General features: G+C 52.0%; 18 protein-coding genes and 1 other annotated feature. Of the genes, 12 read left to right on the forward strand and 6 right to left on the reverse strand.

The genetic code is table 11. From position 1 onward, the window contains the following. Window positions 1–33 precede the first annotated feature (33 nt). Both BN3911_RS05780 and BN3911_RS05785 read right to left on the reverse strand, forming a co-directional pair. Complete coding sequence (locus BN3911_RS05780; RefSeq protein WP_242871081.1) at window positions 34–1,347, reverse strand: phenylacetate--CoA ligase family protein; 1,314 nt, start codon at window positions 1,345–1,347, stop codon at window positions 34–36. Window positions 1,348–1,534: 187 nt separating this feature from the next. Next, window positions 1,535–2,422: a pyridoxamine kinase gene (locus BN3911_RS05785; protein ID WP_066862631.1), complete on the reverse strand. Its 888-nt coding sequence runs from the start codon at window positions 2,420–2,422 to the stop codon at window positions 1,535–1,537. Between the two features lie 272 nt (window positions 2,423–2,694). On the opposite strand from BN3911_RS05785, the gene BN3911_RS05790 reads away from it, so the two are divergent. The 6 genes from BN3911_RS05790 to BN3911_RS05815 all read left to right on the forward strand — a co-directional run bounded on the left by BN3911_RS05790 (window position 2,695) and on the right by BN3911_RS05815 (window position 7,725). Continuing rightward, window positions 2,695–2,919: a heavy-metal-associated domain-containing protein gene (locus BN3911_RS05790; protein WP_066862634.1), complete on the forward strand. Its 225-nt coding sequence runs from the start codon at window positions 2,695–2,697 to the stop codon at window positions 2,917–2,919. Between the two features lie 136 nt (window positions 2,920–3,055). Then, on the forward strand, window positions 3,056–5,014 hold the full coding sequence (gene metG, locus BN3911_RS05795) for a methionine--tRNA ligase (protein WP_066862637.1): 1,959 nt from the start codon (window positions 3,056–3,058) through the stop codon (window positions 5,012–5,014). 71 nt (window positions 5,015–5,085) lie between these two features. Continuing rightward, on the forward strand, window positions 5,086–5,847 hold the full coding sequence (locus tag BN3911_RS05800; RefSeq protein WP_066864210.1) for a TatD family hydrolase: 762 nt from the start codon (window positions 5,086–5,088) through the stop codon (window positions 5,845–5,847). A gap of 28 nt (window positions 5,848–5,875) precedes the next feature. After that, a complete protein-coding gene (locus BN3911_RS05805; RefSeq protein WP_066862640.1) occupies window positions 5,876–6,493 on the forward strand; it encodes a TatD family nuclease-associated radical SAM protein in 618 nt (205 codons plus the stop codon). Window positions 6,494–6,634: 141 nt separating this feature from the next. Continuing rightward, entirely contained in the window at window positions 6,635–7,105 is a 471-nt protein-coding gene (locus BN3911_RS05810) for a hypothetical protein (protein WP_147578534.1), read from the forward strand. Window positions 7,106–7,179: 74 nt separating this feature from the next. After that, window positions 7,180–7,725: a nitroreductase family protein gene (locus BN3911_RS05815; RefSeq protein ID WP_242871083.1), complete on the forward strand. Its 546-nt coding sequence runs from the start codon at window positions 7,180–7,182 to the stop codon at window positions 7,723–7,725. A 72-nt stretch (window positions 7,726–7,797) separates the two neighbouring features. Here the strand turns inward: BN3911_RS05815 and BN3911_RS05820 are convergent, their stop codons facing one another. Beyond that, window positions 7,798–10,119, reverse strand: a complete 2,322-nt coding sequence (locus tag BN3911_RS05820) for a SpoIIE family protein phosphatase (RefSeq protein WP_242871084.1) — start codon at window positions 10,117–10,119, stop codon at window positions 7,798–7,800. Window positions 10,120–10,452: 333 nt separating this feature from the next. Beyond that, window positions 10,453–10,679 (forward strand) — a binding site (T-box leader). An 85-nt stretch (window positions 10,680–10,764) separates the two neighbouring features. Here BN3911_RS05820 and BN3911_RS05825 point away from each other — a divergent pair. Continuing rightward, a complete protein-coding gene (locus BN3911_RS05825; RefSeq protein WP_066862649.1) occupies window positions 10,765–11,955 on the forward strand; it encodes an aminotransferase-like domain-containing protein in 1,191 nt (396 codons plus the stop codon). Between the two features lie 41 nt (window positions 11,956–11,996). Further along, window positions 11,997–12,998: a tryptophan--tRNA ligase gene (gene trpS / locus BN3911_RS05830; RefSeq protein WP_066862652.1), complete on the forward strand. Its 1,002-nt coding sequence runs from the start codon at window positions 11,997–11,999 to the stop codon at window positions 12,996–12,998. 245 nt (window positions 12,999–13,243) lie between these two features. Here trpS and BN3911_RS05835 read toward each other — a convergent pair whose 3' ends face one another. Both BN3911_RS05835 and BN3911_RS05840 read right to left on the reverse strand, forming a co-directional pair. Next, window positions 13,244–13,873, reverse strand: coding sequence for a CpXC domain-containing protein (locus BN3911_RS05835; RefSeq protein ID WP_147578535.1), 630 nt, complete (start codon window positions 13,871–13,873; stop codon window positions 13,244–13,246). 14 nt (window positions 13,874–13,887) lie between these two features. Continuing rightward, window positions 13,888–14,364 carry a hypothetical protein gene (locus BN3911_RS05840; RefSeq protein WP_066862657.1) on the reverse strand — a complete coding sequence of 159 codons (477 nt, stop codon included), beginning with the start codon at window positions 14,362–14,364 and terminating at the stop codon, window positions 13,888–13,890. 220 nt (window positions 14,365–14,584) lie between these two features. Here BN3911_RS05840 and BN3911_RS05845 point away from each other — a divergent pair, with 220 nt between their 5' ends. From BN3911_RS05845 to spoVAE, 4 genes are all read left to right on the forward strand, one after another. After that, entirely contained in the window at window positions 14,585–15,379 is a 795-nt protein-coding gene (locus BN3911_RS05845; protein ID WP_066862660.1) for an HAD-IIA family hydrolase, read from the forward strand. Window positions 15,380–15,413: 34 nt separating this feature from the next. Further along, window positions 15,414–15,974 (forward strand): chromate transporter, encoded by a 561-nt coding sequence (locus BN3911_RS05850; protein ID WP_066862662.1) that lies wholly within the window; start codon window positions 15,414–15,416, stop codon window positions 15,972–15,974. A 1-nt stretch (window position 15,975) separates the two neighbouring features. Beyond that, window positions 15,976–16,569: a chromate transporter gene (locus tag BN3911_RS05855; protein WP_066862666.1), complete on the forward strand. Its 594-nt coding sequence runs from the start codon at window positions 15,976–15,978 to the stop codon at window positions 16,567–16,569. 65 nt (window positions 16,570–16,634) lie between these two features. Beyond that, window positions 16,635–16,991, forward strand: a complete 357-nt coding sequence (gene spoVAE / locus BN3911_RS05860; protein ID WP_066862668.1) for a stage V sporulation protein AE — start codon at window positions 16,635–16,637, stop codon at window positions 16,989–16,991. Window positions 16,992–17,066: 75 nt separating this feature from the next. Here spoVAE and BN3911_RS05865 read toward each other — a convergent pair whose 3' ends face one another. Further along, window positions 17,067–17,984 (reverse strand): aldo/keto reductase, encoded by a 918-nt coding sequence (locus BN3911_RS05865; protein WP_066862671.1) that lies wholly within the window; start codon window positions 17,982–17,984, stop codon window positions 17,067–17,069. Window positions 17,985–17,994 lie beyond the last annotated feature (10 nt).

Below are 17,994 nucleotides of genomic sequence, written 5' to 3' on the forward strand. Positions count from 1 at the left end.
ATGTAAATTCCTTTCCACGCTGTAAAAGCGCACTTATTCCTCCGGTTGATTTCTCAGGTCCAGCACTCGCTTTGCCTTGCCCTGAAACCGTTCGAGACTCTTGGGTTCCACCAGGGTCACCCTGGTTTCCAGCCCCAGAACACTCTTCAGACGGTCATGAATCTTTCTCTGCAGAGACTCCAGTTCCCCAAAGCTTTCCAGCAGCGAACCATCTACCAGTTCTACCTTGACCTCCAAATTGTCCATGAAATTCTTCTTGCGAACCACCAGCTGATAATGAGGTCCCACGTTTTCCGTTGCCACCAGGACGCTTTCAATCTGGGAGGGAAATACGTTTACTCCCTTGATGATCAGCATATCGTCGGTTCTGCCCATCACCTTGTCCATGCGCACATGGGTTCTGCCGCACCTGCAGGGCTCGTAGTTCAGCCGGGTGATATCCTTGGTACGATACCGCAGCACCGGCATGCCTTCCCGGGTCAGAGTGGTCACTACCAGTTCACCCGCCTCTCCAGGCGCTTTTTGTTCCAGCGTCTCCTGGTCTATAATTTCCGGCAGGAACGCATCCTCTGCAAAGTGCAGGCCGCAGCGGTATTCACACTCTCCCGATACGCCCGGGCCGGTAAGCTCCGTCATGCCGTAATTGTCTGTAACCCGTATTCCCAGAGTTTCCTCGATACGCCCCCGCATCTGTTCCGTACAACCCTCGCTGCCGAGGATGCCATGCCTGAGTTTGGCATAAGCCTCCTTCGGATAGCCGCTCTCCTGCACCAGCTCTCCCAAATACAGCGCATAGGAAGGGGTGGCCACCAAACCGGTAACACCAAAATCACGAAGCATCATCAGCTGCTTTTCCGAATTGCCGGAAGACGCCGGAATGACCGTGGCCCCTGCCTTCTCCAACCCAAAATGCAGGCCCAGCGCGCCGGTAAACAGGCCATAGCCAAAGGAAATCTGAATAATATCCTCCTGTGTAACGCCTGCCGCCGTGACAATGCGCGCCACATAATCGGACCAGTTATCAATATCCTGTTTCGTATAGACGCCAACGGTAGGTTTTCCCGTCGTGCCGGAGGAAGCATGAATCCGCACGATATCCTTCATGGGCTTCGCCAGCAGACCAAAGGGATAGTTGTCCCGGATATCCTCCTTCGTGGTGAACGGGATATACTGCAGGTCGGAAAGCGCTTTTATTTTATTCCCCGAAGTGATTCCCGCCTGAGATAGGCGTGCGTGATAGAAAGGCACATTCTCATAACAGTAATCCACCATGCGGCGCAAACGCTCAAGCTGCAGCGCCTCAATATCCGCCCGCTTCATGGTTTCGATTTCTTTTTGAAAAAACACGGAATCAGACTCCCATCCTCTGTGATATCGGCCGCGGCCGTCCCGGCTTTGCCCAGCCATTTTTTTGCTTTAAATTGCAAAAGCAGTTGTCCTTTATTTTACCGCAATTTTCTCTCTTTTGCAACAGCTTTTCCAAAACTGGTTTTTTCTAAGCACTGCGGCTGGCCGCTCCATCCTCCCGCCTCTCTCATGGACGCTGTTTTTCCTCCAGATGGGTAGTTCGAAACCGCTCCATCCTTGCAGCTAACCAAGGCAGATGAATTTCGAATTTCGGCCCAAACCTGGTATCCTTGCTCAGCTCCCGGGTAGATAGGATGCAGCGCCAGGTAAACTCTGTGGCAATTTCACAGGCCTCAAAAAGGCACATACCGTTTAAAAGGCCGCCCAAAAGTGCAGAGGCAAACAGATCCCCTGTACCGTGATAAAGGCCCTCCACCCGCTGGCGAAAGAAAAACCGCATTTCCCCAGTCCTGCCGTCCAGGCAGGCTGTCCCCACCTGTTCCCGGTCCAGTGAGACGCCGGTGAGCACCGCCATTTCAGGCCCCATTTCACACAGTCTCCTCAGCACATCCTCCACATATCCTGAGGAATATGGACCCTCCCGATACGGAACACCCAGCAGGTGGCTGGCCTCCGTCAGGTTCGGCACCACCACGTCCGCAGCCCTGCAGAGTCCGGCCATTCCGTCCGCCATTTCGGGGGTGTAGGTCCGGTAAAGCTTTCCGTTATCCCCCATAACAGGATCCACAAAAACCAGCGTCTTCTTATCCTGAAACATTTGAAAAATCTGCTCTACGATACCGATCTGTGCCGCACTTCCAAGAAACCCACTGTAAAGCGCACCGAACTCACAGCCCACCTGTTTCCAATGCCTGGCCATAGGCAAAAGGTCCTCCGTTAGTTCCCGGTAGGTAAATCCCTCAAACCCGCCCGTATGGGTGGACAGCACAGCCGTAGGCAGCACGGAGGTTTCCACCCCGCAGACCGACAATACAGGCAGAGCAACCGTCAGAGAGCATTTCCCCACACCGGAAATATCGTGTATCGCTGCTGCGCTTCTTATTTGATACGTCATCTGTCACAAAATCCTTTCCCACAAAATTGCTAAAGAAAGTTTAGCCCCTGAACGTTCTCTTGTCAAATCGCGCCTTTACTTTTTTTAGGGCAAATGATAAAATAAGGAAGTATTTGAAACCATGCATGCGGAGGAGTTTTCCATGAAAGGCTATAACGACAGGAAGCGGAAGCTGTTTATTCGCATCACGGCGTCCGTGCTTGCGAGTTTGATGATTCTTTCTGCAGTATCCGTTCTCCTGTTCAGATAATGCCCACAGAGGAGGAATTTTCATGTTTGGAAAAAAAGACAGACAGGAAATCAAAATTGGCATCAACGGGATGCACTGTGAGATGTGCTCCGCACGAATGCAGAAGGCGTTTTTAGATGCAAAAGGCGTTCTGAAGGCCGAGGTAAGCCTTTCAGATAAGTGCGCCGACATCGTCTATGACGCCGGAAAAATCAGCGCAAAAGATTTAAAAAACATTGTAACGGAAACAGGTTACGAACCTGTTTGACCAGGATAGGAGCACAGGCTGTTCCGGCTGTTTTGCCGGCGCATCCTGGAAACAGCCGGTGTATGGCGGGAGTCCGCCGCCATACACCGGCTGGCATACGTAAAACAAAGCCGCCCCGCGGCATTGGAGGAACACTATGAACAGCAAGGGTAAATATTATCTCACAACAGCGATCGCTTACACTTCCGGTAAACCGCACATTGGAAACGTGTATGAAATCGTACTGGCAGACAGCATCGCCCGCTTTAAACGCCTGGAAGGCTATGACGTTTATTTTCAGACCGGAACCGACGAACACGGCCAGAAGAACGAATTGAAAGCCGAAGCCGAGGGCGTTACTCCAAAAGAGTTTGTGGACAAAGTTGCCGGCATCATCAAGGGACAGTTTGACCTGATGAATGTATCCTATGACCACTTTATCCGCACCACCGACGAGTATCATGAAAAGGAAGTCCAGAAAATTTTCAAGAAGCTCTACGACCAGGGCGACATCTACAAGGGCGCCTATGAGGGCCTCTATTGTACGGACTGCGAATCTTTCTTCACGGAAAGCCAGCTCATAGACGGGAAATGTCCTGACTGCGGCCGGGAGGTCCACCCCGCCAAGGAAGAAGCCTACTTCTTCAAGATGAGCAAATATGCCCAGCGCCTCATCGACCACATCAACTGCCACCCGGAATTTATTCAGCCTGTCTCCCGCAAGAACGAAATGATGAACAATTTCCTGCTGCCAGGCCTGCAGGATCTCTGTGTCTCCCGCACCTCCTTCAAATGGGGGATCCCGGTGGAATTTGACCCCAAGCACGTGGTATATGTGTGGCTGGACGCTTTGACCAACTACATTACCGGTATCGGTTATCACTGCGGTGGGGAGAGTGACGAACAGTTTACAAAGCTGTGGCCCGCAGACCTGCATCTGATCGGCAAGGATATCATCCGTTTCCACACCATCTACTGGCCCATCTTCCTGATGGCTTTGGATCTGCCCCTGCCGAAGCAGGTGTTCGGGCATCCCTGGCTTCTGATGAACGGCGGCAAGATGAGCAAATCCAAGGGAAACACCATCTACGCCGACGAACTGGTGGAGATGTTCGGTGTGGATGCAGTTCGCTATTTCGTGCTGCACGAGATGCCTTATGACAATGACGGCAACCTGACCTGGGAGTTGGTGACGGAGCGGACGAATTCCGACCTGGCCAATACTTTGGGCAACCTGGTTAACCGCACCATTTCCATGAGCAACAAATATTTCGGCGGCGTGGTGGAGAACACTGGGGTCTGTGAGCCCGTGGACGGCGATTTAAAAGCTGTTGTCACTGCCTGCCGCGATAAGGCCGCCGCGAAAATGGCAGACCTGAAGGCAGCGGACGCCATTACGGAAATCTTTGCGCTGTTCAAACGCTGCAACAAATATATCGACGAGACCATGCCTTGGGTTCTGGCAAAAAGCGAGGACAGCAAATCAAGGCTTGCCACTGTACTCTACAACCTTGTAGACTGTATCTGCGTAGGCGCTTCCCTGTTACAGTCCTTCATGCCCGGCACCTGCGAGAACATTTTCCGGCAGTTGAACGCTCAGCCCCGGACCTGGGAGAATCTTGACAAAACCGGCCTGTATCCCAGTGGAAACAAGGTGACGGAAACCCCTGAAATTTTGTTTGCCCGTCTGGATGTGGACGAGGTCATCGCCAAGGTTGAAGAAAAGCGGCTGGCTGCGTTGCCCCTGCCTGAAATAGAAGTGGAACCCCAGCTGTCGGAAAAGGTGGATTTCGATACTTTCTGCAAATCCGATTTCCGTGTCGTCAAGGTGAAAGCCTGCGAGGCGGTAAAGAAAAGCGACAAGCTCCTTCGATTTACCCTGGATGACGGCACCGGCACAGACCGGCAGATCCTGTCTGGAATCCATAAATGGTATGAGCCCCAGGACCTTATAGGCAAAACCCTGATAGCCATTGTAAACTTGCCCCCCAGAAAGATGATGGGGCTGGAAAGCTGCGGTATGCTGATCTCTGCCGTCCATAAAGAGAAAGGCGAGGAATGTCTGCACTTGGTCATGGCAGATGATTCCATCCCGGCGGGGGCCAAGCTTTGTTGACGGCGTTATCCAACTGCGGCCAGCCGGAAAATCTTGCAGGAGCCGCCTCCAGCGGGAATGAAAAATACGGCATTTTTGATTCCCATGCTCACTATGACGATGCGCAATTCGACGCGGACCGGGAGGAACTCCTGGGCCGCGTCCTTCCTGAAAAGGGCGTATGCGGCATTCTTAATATGGGGGCGGACCTGAAGGGCTGCAAGGATACGGTGGCCCTGACAGAGCGTTATGAATACCTCTACGGCGCAGTGGGCATCCATCCCGAATGCGCCCGGGAACTTCCGGACAATTGGCTGAACCTGCTCCGGGAGTGGCTTAAATGCGAGAAAATTGTGGCCGTGGGCGAGATCGGTCTGGATTATCATTGGTTAGAGGAATGCCCCAAGGAACGGCAGAAAAAAGTCTTTTCCGCCCAGCTGGAACTGGCTGAAGAGCTTTCTCTTCCTGTGATAATCCATGACCGGGAAGCCCATGCCGATACGCTGGAATTTTTGCAGCGGTACCGGCCCTCCGGCGTGGTACACTGTTTTTCCGGCAGTGTGGAAACCGCCAGAGAAATCCTCAAGCTGGGCATGTATATCGGCTTAGGCGGAGCTGTCACCTTCAAAAATGCCCGGCATTCCGTCGAGGCAGCCCGGGAAATCCCACTGGAACGGCTGCTTTTGGAAACAGACGCCCCCTATATGGCCCCCGTGCCCTTCCGCGGCAAACGGAACGATTCTTCCCTCATCGCCTATGTTGCGGAAAAAATCGGCGAGATTCGTGGAATTCCCGCAGAGGCTGTACTGCATGCAGCCGCAGAAAATACCCGGCGCCTGTTTGGCATAGCATGAAAACCCAATGACAGAAATGGAGCGCAATATGGAAAGTGAAACCAGTATTACCTATGAATATGGCAGAAACCTCTATATCAACCTGACAAACCAGTGCCCCAACAGCTGTGATTTTTGCCTGCGAAATAACAGTTCCGGCAGCCTGTATGCGAAAAATCTCTGGTATAGGGAAAAGGAGCCTGCCAAAGAAGAAATTTGGGAAGAGTTACAGAAAAAGGATTTGAACAGCTACAATGAGATTGTCTTCTGCGGCTACGGGGAACCTGCCTGCCGCTGGGACGATATGATGTGGCTCTGTGACCGGATCAAGGAGCACGGTTCTCACTTCATCCGTATCAATACCAACGGTCTTGCCAATCTCATCACCGGCAGACGCGCCGCGCTGGAACTTGACGGGCGGGTTGACGCGGTTTCTGTCAGCCTGAATGCCAGTACGCCGGAAGGATACGACGCTGTCTGCCACAGCAAATTCGGCCTGGAGGCATTCCCAGAAATTTTAAAATTCACCGGTACTGCGGTTCTGAATGTTCCACACGTACGTATGACTGTGGTGAGCACTATGCCCCAAAAGGAAATTGAGGCGTGCAAAAGGGTCTGCGAACGGATAGGCGCAGATTTTCATGTGCGCGAATACATCAGCAAATGACCGGAAAACATAAGTCATACAGGTTCTCTGTCTTTGATGGAAGCCCGCACGAAAAATTTGACAGATGAAAGAAAGGAAGCCGAGAGGCCGCACACATCCTTCCCAAAGGGTTTGTATAGGCCAGCTCGCATGGATTTTTATATGAAAAAGACTCTATTGTCACTTCTGCTCCTATTCTCTTTGCTGCTTTTGACCGGCTGCGGCACTGTTGGTTCTGAAAGCGAATCGGTGATTGAAGGTTCGCTGGAGGAACTGCTTGCCAAGGTCACAGAAGGGGTAGAGCCCGATATCATGGTGATGGAAACACCCCTCACCCAAGAAAACTTTTCTTCCTATCTCTTCATCGACTATGTGGAGGGTAGCGAGGGGCTTGCTTCCGATGCAGCAATCAATGCCATCGCCCATTCCGTCGTTTTGCTACGCCTGCCGGAAGGCGCGGATGCGGCCGAGATTCAGAAAGAGATTGAGGAAAATCTCAATCCCAGAAAATGGGTCTGTGTGGAAGCGGAATCCAGCAAGGTGGCAAGGCACGGCAATCTGATTCTGGTGGCAATGTCCTCCAAGGATGCCGTCAATAAAGCCGTTTCCAACTTCGATGCATTGTCAAAGTAACTCCAGAGAAAGAGGAAGCGTTGCATGGCGCTTCCTCCTCTCTTTATTATCAGGAAAGAAAGGAAGACCAGCCGATGAAACAATCTGTCCTTCACAGCTGTGATATGGATGTGCTCACTGCCATTGAGACCCGCCGGAGCATCCGTAGGTACACCGGGGAGCCTGTAAGCGAAGAAATGCTGCACACTCTCCTCCATGCGGGTTTCTGTGCGCCAAGCGCTAAAAACTGCAGGCCCTGGGAATTTGTCGTAGTACGGAGCAGAGATAAGCTGAAGTGCTTTTCTGAGCATGCACAGTACCAAAAAATGGCGGAGCATGCCGCCTTTGCCATTGTGGTATGCGGAGATACCAGAAGGCTGGATCATCACGACTTACTTCTCAACGACTGCTCCGCTGCAGTGGAAAACATTCTGCTGGCAGCACATGGACTTGGGTTGGGCGCCGTGTGGTGCGGCATCGTAAACGAGCTGGTGAACTTTTTCCGGCAGCAGCTCAGCCTGCCGGAAGAGGTGCTTCCTGTGGCGCTGGTGGCAGTGGGCCATCCCGCCGAAGAACGTCCCGTCCCGGAACGCTACGATCCCAGCCATGTCCATTTTGAGGCTTACCAGTCCAAAAATTGACGCTTCCAGGTACCGGCATGAATCAAAAGAAACCAGGGAAAGAGCGACAAAAATGCCGCTCTTTCCCTGGTTTCATATCACTACCAACACCAGCGCGGTCACATCGTCCTCATGCCCGTCGCTGCGGCGTCTCTTCGCCTCTTCCGTAATCCGCTCCGCCAGGGTGTTGGGGTTTTCCTCTTCGTCACAGTTGGCTACGAAATCCACCAGCCACTCTGTACCGGAGGCTACCACCCCATCGGAAACCAGAACGACCACATCCCCTGCAGTCAGCTCACGTTCTGTCACGGCAAATTCTACCGAAGGCATGATCCCGACCGGCATGGAAGACGCTTCAATTAGCTCCGTCCTCCTGCCCCGGCGCACAACGGAACCTGCGGCGCCGGCCTTACGGAACTCTGCCTTTCCGCTGAACAAATCGATACAGGCGATATCCATTGTCGCCAGGGATTCGTCGCCGGATTTTGCAATCAGCGCAGAGTTCACTGTCTGAAGCATGCTGTCAAACCCGATCCCCGCCTTTAAAAGGCTTTCCGCCATAGCGGCCGTCATGGCGCCGTCCACAGCTGCGCGTCCTCCGGTTCCCATACCGTCGCTCAAAATGGCCACCAACCGGCCGCATCCATCGTAAAACACATTGGTGCTGTCTCCGCAAAAGGCCCCGTTGCCCGCACTGTATTGGGCAAAGCCCCTGGACACCTCAAAGGAGGGGCGCTGACACATCTGAATCCGGCATTTATCTTCGGCAACACTCACGCAGGGCGGAGAAAAACTGCGTCCGCAAGCCGCGGAGATCTCCCTGGTGAAGGTGGCGCGATTGATCCGTTTTTGTCTGTCCTTCCCCACCTCTGCCTCAATGGTCATACGGTCGAATTTGTCAATGCGGCAGCATACCTCCAAAGGCGTCACCCCATTGTCCCGCAGGATATCTTCAACGCGCTGGGCAGCTTCCTCATCAAAATGCTCATAGAGGGAGAACTCCCCCGCCATCTCTTCCAGGATGCCTGCTGTTGTGCGGAAATGTTCTTCCACCACTTCCCTCACCTGCGCTGTGCGCAGCTCCGCTGCCTCTTTCATCAGGTAACGGTTATAATTCTTGTTTATGGCGTCCCGCATCTCTCCCACACGGCCGCAGCGGTCGGCAAACTCCTTGGTAAAGTCAGAGCTCTCCACCTTGCCCCGCTCCTTCAGCACAACAGAAAAACTGGCAAAATTCTGCAGAGTCTGCTCCTTGTGCTTGCGCCAACACACCGCGCTCATCCCGCAGCCCGCGCAGATCGTCTCCGTGGATTTATTATATACCCCTTGCAAGTCAGGGGCGCACACAGAGGAAAGCTTTTTAGAAATTTCATCCACCGAGGTATATACGTTGGTCAGCGCTTCCGCGGCGTATCGCAGCCTCATCACAATATTGCCCCGCAGCGCGCCTCCGCTCAAAGTATCCTTCCTCACGCCGAACATCTCGGAGAGGCGGCGGCTTTTCGGTAAAAACATGTAGAGGATGGTGGCTGCCGCCACTTCAATCGCGCCGGTAAGTATTTGAGGCTCTCCGCCCGCCTGCAGGGAAGCCACACCGTGAGAGATGATAAATGCAGCCGCAGTTGCCACCTTTCCCATAGGGGCAAACACCCCGGCCATCAAACCGCCCAGGCCATAAGCCCCGGAAAGGTAGGAAAGCCCCGCTGTTGAGAGCCCCTGAATCGCCCCCGCTGTCACACCGGCAACCGATCCTCCGCCAATCCCCCCTACTCTGGCGCAGTAGATTACCATCAGAATCATCAAAATCCGGCCAATGGAAACGCCGGAAATCGTGACGTCAGAAAAAGCCAGCACTACAATTCCCGCTGTCACGGTCAAAGCCGCCACATCCGCCGTCTCAAACAGCCCATCCTCACGGCGGGAAACCAGCAGATTGGAAGTGCGGTTCAAAAAGTAAGCGCACCCTGCTCCCAAAAAGGATTCCGCCACATAGAGTGCGGCAGAATAGGTGATGGAACCGTTGAGGAATACCATAGTCATCCCAGTGAGCAGCAGCGGCAGAAAAGTAACCACAGGTGCGTAAAGCGGATGGGTATTCACATTTTTCAGCTCGGAAAGGGACCAACGAATAGCCGCCACCGCAACCAGCGCCGCTGCATATCGAGCCGGTACATAGACCGGAGAAGGGATTAAGTAGCCGATAAACGCTCCTAAAACCGCGCCCCAAAGCCCGCCCTTGGGTACAGAAGCCGCCACCGCCACACCAAAAGGAGAATATTTGCCGAACACCAGGCCACGGGAACAGAGCATGCCAACCAAAAAGCTGACAGCTGTCACCACGATCTTTCTGGCGTAGGAGGAATTGAGATATTCCCCCATTCGCCCAAAAAATTGCCGAACCTTGCTTTCTTCCACCGAAAACACCGCCTCAAATGATATTATGGGAAACCAGCTATGCCGTTTACCTTGAAATTATACCCATGAGATTCAGAAGTTTCTGTCACTTACAGGAGGCGATATTCTGTCATTTTCCCTGTTAAAATCTATCATAATAAAAGTTATGTAGACTAAACGATCTATCTTGCCAAAAAATATTATGTAAATTTATTATGTCGCTTTAATGGGCAAACTGTAACAGTGGAAGTCTGGCTGTGCACACAGGATAGATTGGTTCCTTTCTCACGCACTCTCAAAATGGCGATTGACTTTTTTTTCCGAAAAGCATATAATGAACGACAAATAGAACACGATAAACCCTGGAACGGGAGAAGTAGCAGGCAACCTCTTTCTTCAGAGAGCCGCAACCGGTGAAAATGCGGCGGAAGACCCCTTGTGAATGGCCCCGGGAGGGCGCATTGGAACCCGCAGCCCGCTGCGGCAGTATTGTGCGACGTATTTCCGCGTTAAGGAATTGAGCGGACGGAGGAATTCCGTCAATTTGGGTGGTACCGCAGGAATATTCTCCTGTCCCTTTTTCGGAAGGGACAGGAGTTTTTTTTATTTTATATTATCTCTTTCATCTTTTTCACAGAATCTCATTGCAGAAAGCGAGTGCAAACTATGGAATATCAGTTTTCAGAGCGTGTACAAAATTTGAAGCCCTCGGTCATCCGGGAAATCCTCAAGTATTCTTCCGACCCAACGGTAATCCCCTTGTCAGCGGGCAATCCGGCTCCGGACGCCTTCCCCTACGACGCCATCTCCAGCCTTTCGGCAGAGCTGCTGCAGAACGCCCCCATCGAGGCACTGCAATACAGCGTAACGGAGGGATATCTGCCGCTGCGGCAGCATCTTCTGCGATATATGAAGGAAAAGTACGGTGCTGGTACAGAAACAGACGATATTCTCATCACAAGCGGCGCACAGCAGGTGATGGACCTTTTGACCAAAACCCTTCTGAACGAAGGGGATACGGTTCTCTGTGAAGCGCCCAGCTTTATCGGTTCCCTGAACACCTTCCGTTCTTACCGGGCCAGGCTGGTAGGGATTCCTATGGAAGCAGACGGTATCGATGTACAACAGTTGGAACAGGCCCTCAACACAGAAAAAAATGTAAAATATCTCTATACCATCCCCAACTTCCAAAACCCCTCCGGCATCACCATGAGCCTTGCAAAGCGCAAAAAAGTCTATGAGCTCTGCCGGGATCACAACGTTATCGTGCTGGAGGACAATCCTTATGGGGAGCTGAGGTTTGAGGGCGAGCCTCTTCCCCCGATCAAATCCTTTGACCAGGAAGGTGTTGTCATGTATGCCGGGACCTTTTCCAAAGTGATTGCGCCTGGCATGCGTGTGGGCTACGCGATCGGTCCCAAGCCTTTGTTCCAGAAAATGGTGGTCTGTAAGCAAGGGGAGGACGTCCATTCCAATATCTGGGCACAGATTGTCTGCCACCGGTTTATGACCCAGTATGATTACGAGGCTCATCTTAAGAGCCTGCAGGAAATATACCGCAGGAAAAGCAAAAATCTGCTGGACGCTATGGAACAGCACCTGAAGCCTCTTATCACCTGGAACAAGTTCGAGGGCGGACTGTTTGCCTGGTGTACCTTGCCAAAGGAAATTGACATGATGGAATTCGTGAACAAGGCGTTGGAACGTCACGTGTGCGTCGTGCCTGGAACTGCTTTCCTGACAGACGAAAACGAGCCCTGTTCTTCCTTCCGCATCAATTATTCTACCCCTACCGACAAGCAGGTTACCGAGGGAATCCGTATCCTTGGCGAGATTGCCCGTGAGATGATGCCGTAAGCAAAGGCGGCACGAAAGAATCCAAAAAAGGAGAGAGCAACATGGAACCCACACAAAAAAAACGTGTTTTAAGTATGATTCAGCCCACAGGCACCTTTACTTTGGGCAACTATCTGGGAGCGCTGAAGAACTTTGTACGCCTGCAGGACGATTATGAGTGCGTCTACGCTCTGGCCGACCTGCACGCCATCACTGTGCGTCAGGAGCCTGCGGCTTTCCGCAAAAATATCCTGGAAGCCTATGCCCTGATGCTGGCCATCGGCATTGACCTGAAACGGAGCGTTTTCTTTATTCAGAGCCAGGTAGCAGAGCATGCACAGTTGGCCTGGGTGCTCAACTGTTACACCCAGTTCGGTGAGCTTTCCCGGATGACCCAGTTCAAGGACAAATCCCAAAAGCATGCGGATAACATCAATGCGGGCCTGTTCACCTATCCCTGTTTGATGGCAGCCGACATCCTGCTGTATCAGGCGGACTACGTCCCCATCGGAGCCGACCAGAAGCAGCATTTGGAACTGGCCAGGAACGTGGCTGAACGTTTTAACGGCCTGTACAGCCCCACCTTTACTGTGCCGGATCCTATCATTGCTGAGCACGGGGCGCGTGTTATGTCCCTGCAGGATCCCACAAAGAAAATGTCTAAATCCGACGAAAATGCGAACAGCTTTATTACTGTGCTGGATGATCCCGATACGATTATACGCAAATTCAAGCGTGCGGTGACGGACAGTGAAGCCTGTGTCCGTTTTGCAGAAGGCAAAGACGGCGTCAACAATCTGATGGGGATTTATTCCTCCATTACCGGAAGGAGTATGGAGGAGATTGAAAGAGAATTTGACGGGAAGGGCTACGGTGATTTCAAACCAACTGTGGCGGAGGCCGTCATCGAGGAACTGCGCCCCATCCAGGAGCGATACCGGAACCTGATTGCTGACAAAGCCTACCTGGAACAATGCTATAGGGAGAATGCGCCCAAGGCACAGGCTATAGCCCGCCGGACCCTCTCCAAGGTGATGAAAAAAATCGGTTATCTGCCGCTGTAGCCGGTTGAAACAGCAGGAAAGCCGTGGGACAAGGATTTTCTTCAAATCCTTGCCCCACGGCTTTTTCACGTGTCTTTACTCTCACCGTGGAACCGGAGGCTATCCTCAGATCCGGTGATTCAGAAAGGCAGCAGCGCGGTGCGGCCCTCCTCTGCTCCTGCAAATTATGACTGGGGAACAGTCCTTCACGGCTTTTCTCCTGCTGCGTAAAAAAAGATCCTCCGTCCGGGGGATCTTTTTTGTCGCTAAATGTTCTGATAATCCTCAATAATCTTCCTTGCAAGCCTTGCATCCACCCGCACGAAACCTGCGGGATCCACGAAATCTAGCGCCCGGAGAACTTCCTGGGACTGCTTGTATACGTCCAGTTTGGTGGAATGATATACAGGCTCATTGGTCTGGGGCAGAAAGATGGCAAACTCCATTTCCCCGTTATCCACCCGGCTGAAATAGGCATGTACCCGGGATACCTTGTAAGTATTCCGAATAATCCCGCACAACGCATTTTTCACCAATTCAACTGCCGTGTCATCATAGCCTGCATCGAAAATCAAAATCTTTTCCTTCAGTTCGGCCAGATTTTTCACACTGCGCTTTGTAAAGCTTTTCACCGCCTCTGTTGGCTCTGCATTGTTGCCGCTTCCTCCCGGGGTGACGCAAACGATGTATCCCGCCTCGGGATCCGTATACAGGAAGGGGTATGCCATGGCGGCAAAATAATTGCAGCGTTTGCAGCGCCAGTCGAACAGTGTCTCATCCAGCAGCATCTGTTTGAGATCCGGATTCTCTCCGGCATTGATGCTGGAATAGAGCCGGTACTTCTGCGGCTCCCCGCACTGCGGGCAGACTATTTCCTTTGTAATCTCCGTCGACATGCAGTCCTCCAAACTCAGCCTTCAAAAGGCAGATTGTCATTCTCATCAGGCGAGGCGGGCTCTGTACCCTCCTGTTTCGGAGAAATATCCCCCTCCAGGGAAATCTCTTCCTCCATCAAAGCGCCGGCAGCCGTTTCCTCTGTGGGTGCGGGAATAACCTGTACATCAGAAAGGTCAATTTCCTCCCGGTTTCCGTCGGATGCAGGAATCTCTTCCCCGCTATAAAATTTTTCCAGTTGCTGCAGAGCCGCATCCAGCCTCGCTTCGATAGCCTCCAGTTCCGCGCAATGGGGCTCTGTCACAGCATTTGACGGATCCCGCAGGTTGTTGTAATAATACCTTCCCAAAGCCAGATATTCCTTTTCCGCGGCCTGCTCCTCACATTTGATTACCGTGCGGATGCGGTTGAGATAGGCTGCTTTCCGATTCTTCTCCCCCACATAACTAACGGCGTCTCCCAACGCTCTTCCAAAAGTCTTTAAAAATTCCATAACAATACCATCCTTTCCGGCATGAGTAAGATGCAGTATATATAGTAGTATTATAGCGCATATTTTCCAAAAATAACACCCTTTTTTTCAGTTCGGACAGAAACCATTCCAGATTCCCCTTTTTCGCTTTTGTCCGTCATTTCAGGTCAAATATTTTGGATTGAAGTGCAGGTTATTCCATGTTAGAATAAAATGATTTCAGATTGAGGAGGGGACAAAAATGGAACAGCTGACAGAACGGCTTTCCCACATCAAAATGTTTGTCCTGGATATGGATGGGACCATCTATCTGGGCGAACATCTCTTTCCCTTTACCAAACGATTTCTCAGCCAAGTGACGAGAAGCGGAAGGGAATACTGCTTTTTTACCAACAACAGCTCCAAAAACAGAGAGGCATACCTGAAAAAGCTTTCCCACATGGGAATTGAAATTTCTGAAGATAAAATGCTGCTTTCAAACGGAGTCATCTTGGAGTGGCTAAAGGAAAACCGTCCCGGAGAGAGCTGCTATGTGGTGGGGACGCCATCGCTTCTGGCCGATTTTCAGAATGCAGGCATTCCCTTAGATGAAGAGAACCCAGACCTGGTGATTTTAGGGTTCGACACGACGCTTACTTATGAAAAGCTTTCCAAAGCCTGCGCTTTTATCCGGTCCGGCAGGCCTGTCTTCGGCGTCAATCCAGACCTAAATTGTCCGGTGGAGAATGGCTTTATCCCAGACTGCGGCTCCATTGCAGCCCTGGTAAAGGCTTCTACCGGTGTTTCCTGTGAATTTTTCGGCAAACCTTCTCCCCACACGCTTCAGTACATGCTTCGGAAAACCGGCTGCCACCCCGAAGAGCTTGCCGTAGTGGGTGACCGCCTATACACTGACATTGCTGTGACGGACGGCTCGCAGGTTACGTCTATTCTGGTGATGAGCGGAGAAACCACGCCGGAACTGCTGACGCAGAGCGCCATTCAACCGGACCTTGTGGTCCGGGATCTGGACGAGCTGGCCAATTTGCTCAGCTGATTTTCAGTATAAACAGAAGAGGAGAAGTGAACTTATGAAGAAGGGCGGTTATCTCGACCTGTTTCTCACCTTTGCCCGAATCGGCGGCCTCACCTTTGGGGGAGGTTACGCCATGCTGCCCATGCTGCAGAAAGAAGTGGTGGAAAACAGAGGCTGGGCCACAGAGGAAGAACTTCTGGATTACTATGCAGTGGGGCAATGTACGCCGGGTATCATTGCCGTCAATGTAGCCACCTTTATCGGCCATAAAGAAAAAGGAATTTTAGGAGGTATCTGCGCCACACTGGGTGTTGTAGCGCCCTCTTTTTTTATCATCCTGGTTCTGGCTGCTTTTATCCGTAATTTCGCAGACAATATCTACGTAGCCCACGCCCTTGCCGGAATCCGTGTCGCTGTGGCCGCCCTGGTGGTAGACGCCGTTATCAAGCTCTGGAAAAAGGGCGTCAAGGATCTTCTGGGAATTCTACTCTTTATCCTTGTATTTGTGCTTTCTGTGGCATTTTCTCTTTCCCCTATTTGGGTGGTACTAGGTGCGATTCTTTTGGGGCTCTTTTACGGAAGATTCGTGCCCTCCCGGAAAAGCGGGGTGAAATGAAATGCAAATCTTCTTTTTGTTATTCTACGAATTCTTCAAGGCAGGGCTGTTCGCTATTGGCGGCGGGCTGGCCACTCTGCCCTTTCTCTATGAAATGGCGGAAAAGTACACCTGGTTTGATGTAGAAATCCTTTCAGATATGATTGCTATTTCCGAATCTACCCCAGGCCCTCTGGGTGTAAATATGGCCACCTATGCCGGTTATAACTGCGGCCATCAGGCCGGTGGATTCCTTGGCGGACTTTTGGGAGCTCTTGTTGCTACCGTCGGTTTGATTCTTCCATCCATCATCATCATTATCATCGTAGCCAATTTTCTGAAGAAATTTCAAGAAAACAAGCTGGTAAACGATGCTTTCTATACTCTGCGCCCCGCCGTAACCGCTCTGATTGCGGCCGCCTGCTTCAGCATCCTCCAGGTAGCTCTGCTGAACCTTCCAGGCTTCCAGGCCAGCGGAAACCTTCTGACCCTGTTCAACCTGCCCGCCATCCTGCTGTTCGCCGTGCTTTTTTTCGCTATGCGTATGTGGAAGAAACTGCACCCCATCGTCTTCATCGCCGTCGCCGCCGTGATGGGAATATTGCTGCGTCTCTAACACAGTATATTCTTTCCTTTCGTGAAAATACTAAAGAAAAAGCGGAAGAAAGGAAAGGTATCGCAATGGATTACCTGAATGCATTTTGGGTGGGTGGGCTGATCTGCGTATTGGGCCAGCTGCTCATTGATCTGACAAAGCTCACCCCAGCCCGGATTATGGTGCTATACGTCACTCTGGGTGTAGCTTTAGGCGCCTTAGGGCTTTACGGACCGCTGGCAGATTTTGCCGGCTGCGGCGCCACTGTCCCCCTCTCAGGATTTGGCTGGGCTCTTTCGGAAGGGGTTCGTGAGTCCATCGGGAAGCAGGGATTTCTCGGCGTCTTTACCGGAGGAGTGACCGCAGGAGCCGCCGGAATTGCCGCCGCCGTATTCTTCGGTTATCTGGCCGCCCTGATTGCAAAACCCAAAGACAAGGCCTGACAGAAAAAATTTCCCGGCAGAAAACAAAAACAGTTTTTGTTTTCTGCCGGGATTTTTGAGTTATGCCGTGTCCTGTTACGGGAGCTCATTTCCCGCTGACAGATAGATTTTGTACCAGTCTTCACGGGAAAGCCTTACGTTGCCCGCCGTGCAAATATCCTGCAGCCGCTTCGGATTTGTGGTGCCCACAATCGTCTGGATCCTGGCCGGGTGGCGCTGAATCCACGCCACGCAGAGCGCCGTTTTGGAAATCCCATACTTTTCAGAAAGCTCCGCAAGCGTTTTGTTGAGTTCCGGGAATTTTTCATTATCCACAAACACGCCTTCAAAGAAACCGTACTGGAAGGGTGACCATGCCTGAATCGTGATCCCTTTCAGCCTGCAGTAATCGAGAATTTCCCCATCCCTGTCCTCTGCGTGGCAAAAATCCGTATTGGTGCGCAGCGCGTGGTCAATCATACCGGTATGCATAATACTCAGCTGCAGCTGGTTCACCAGAATCTTCTGCTTCAGTGAGGACTGCAGCAGTTCCAGCTGTCTGGAATTGAAGTTGCTGACGCCGAAATACCGTACCTTACCAGAGGATTCAAGGGCTGTAAAAGCCTCCGCCACCTCATCCGGCTCCATCAGTGCGTCGGGACGATGCAGCAGCAGCACATCCAGATGATCGGTTTGAAGCCGCTTTAGGCTGCCATCCACACTTTCCAGGATATGTTCCTTGGAAAAATCATATCTGCCAGGCCGGATTCCGCATTTGCTCTGCAGAACCATCTGCTCCCTCAACTCCGGCGACTGCTTCAGCAGTTTTCCAAACACCGCCTCGCTCTCTCCGCCGCCGTAAATATCGGCGTGGTCAAAAAAATCAACACCGCATTCCAACGCCGTATGGACATAGGCCTCCAGATCGTTGACCTCCATACCGTTGATCCGCATGCACCCCAGAGCGATCTCCGAGGCCATAAGCCCTGAATTCCCAAGATTGATTTTTTTCATACAAAATGAC

The sequence above is a fragment of the Neglectibacter timonensis genome (assembly GCF_900048895.1).
Taxonomy (GTDB): Bacteria; Bacillota; Clostridia; order Oscillospirales; family Acutalibacteraceae; genus Acutalibacter; species Acutalibacter timonensis.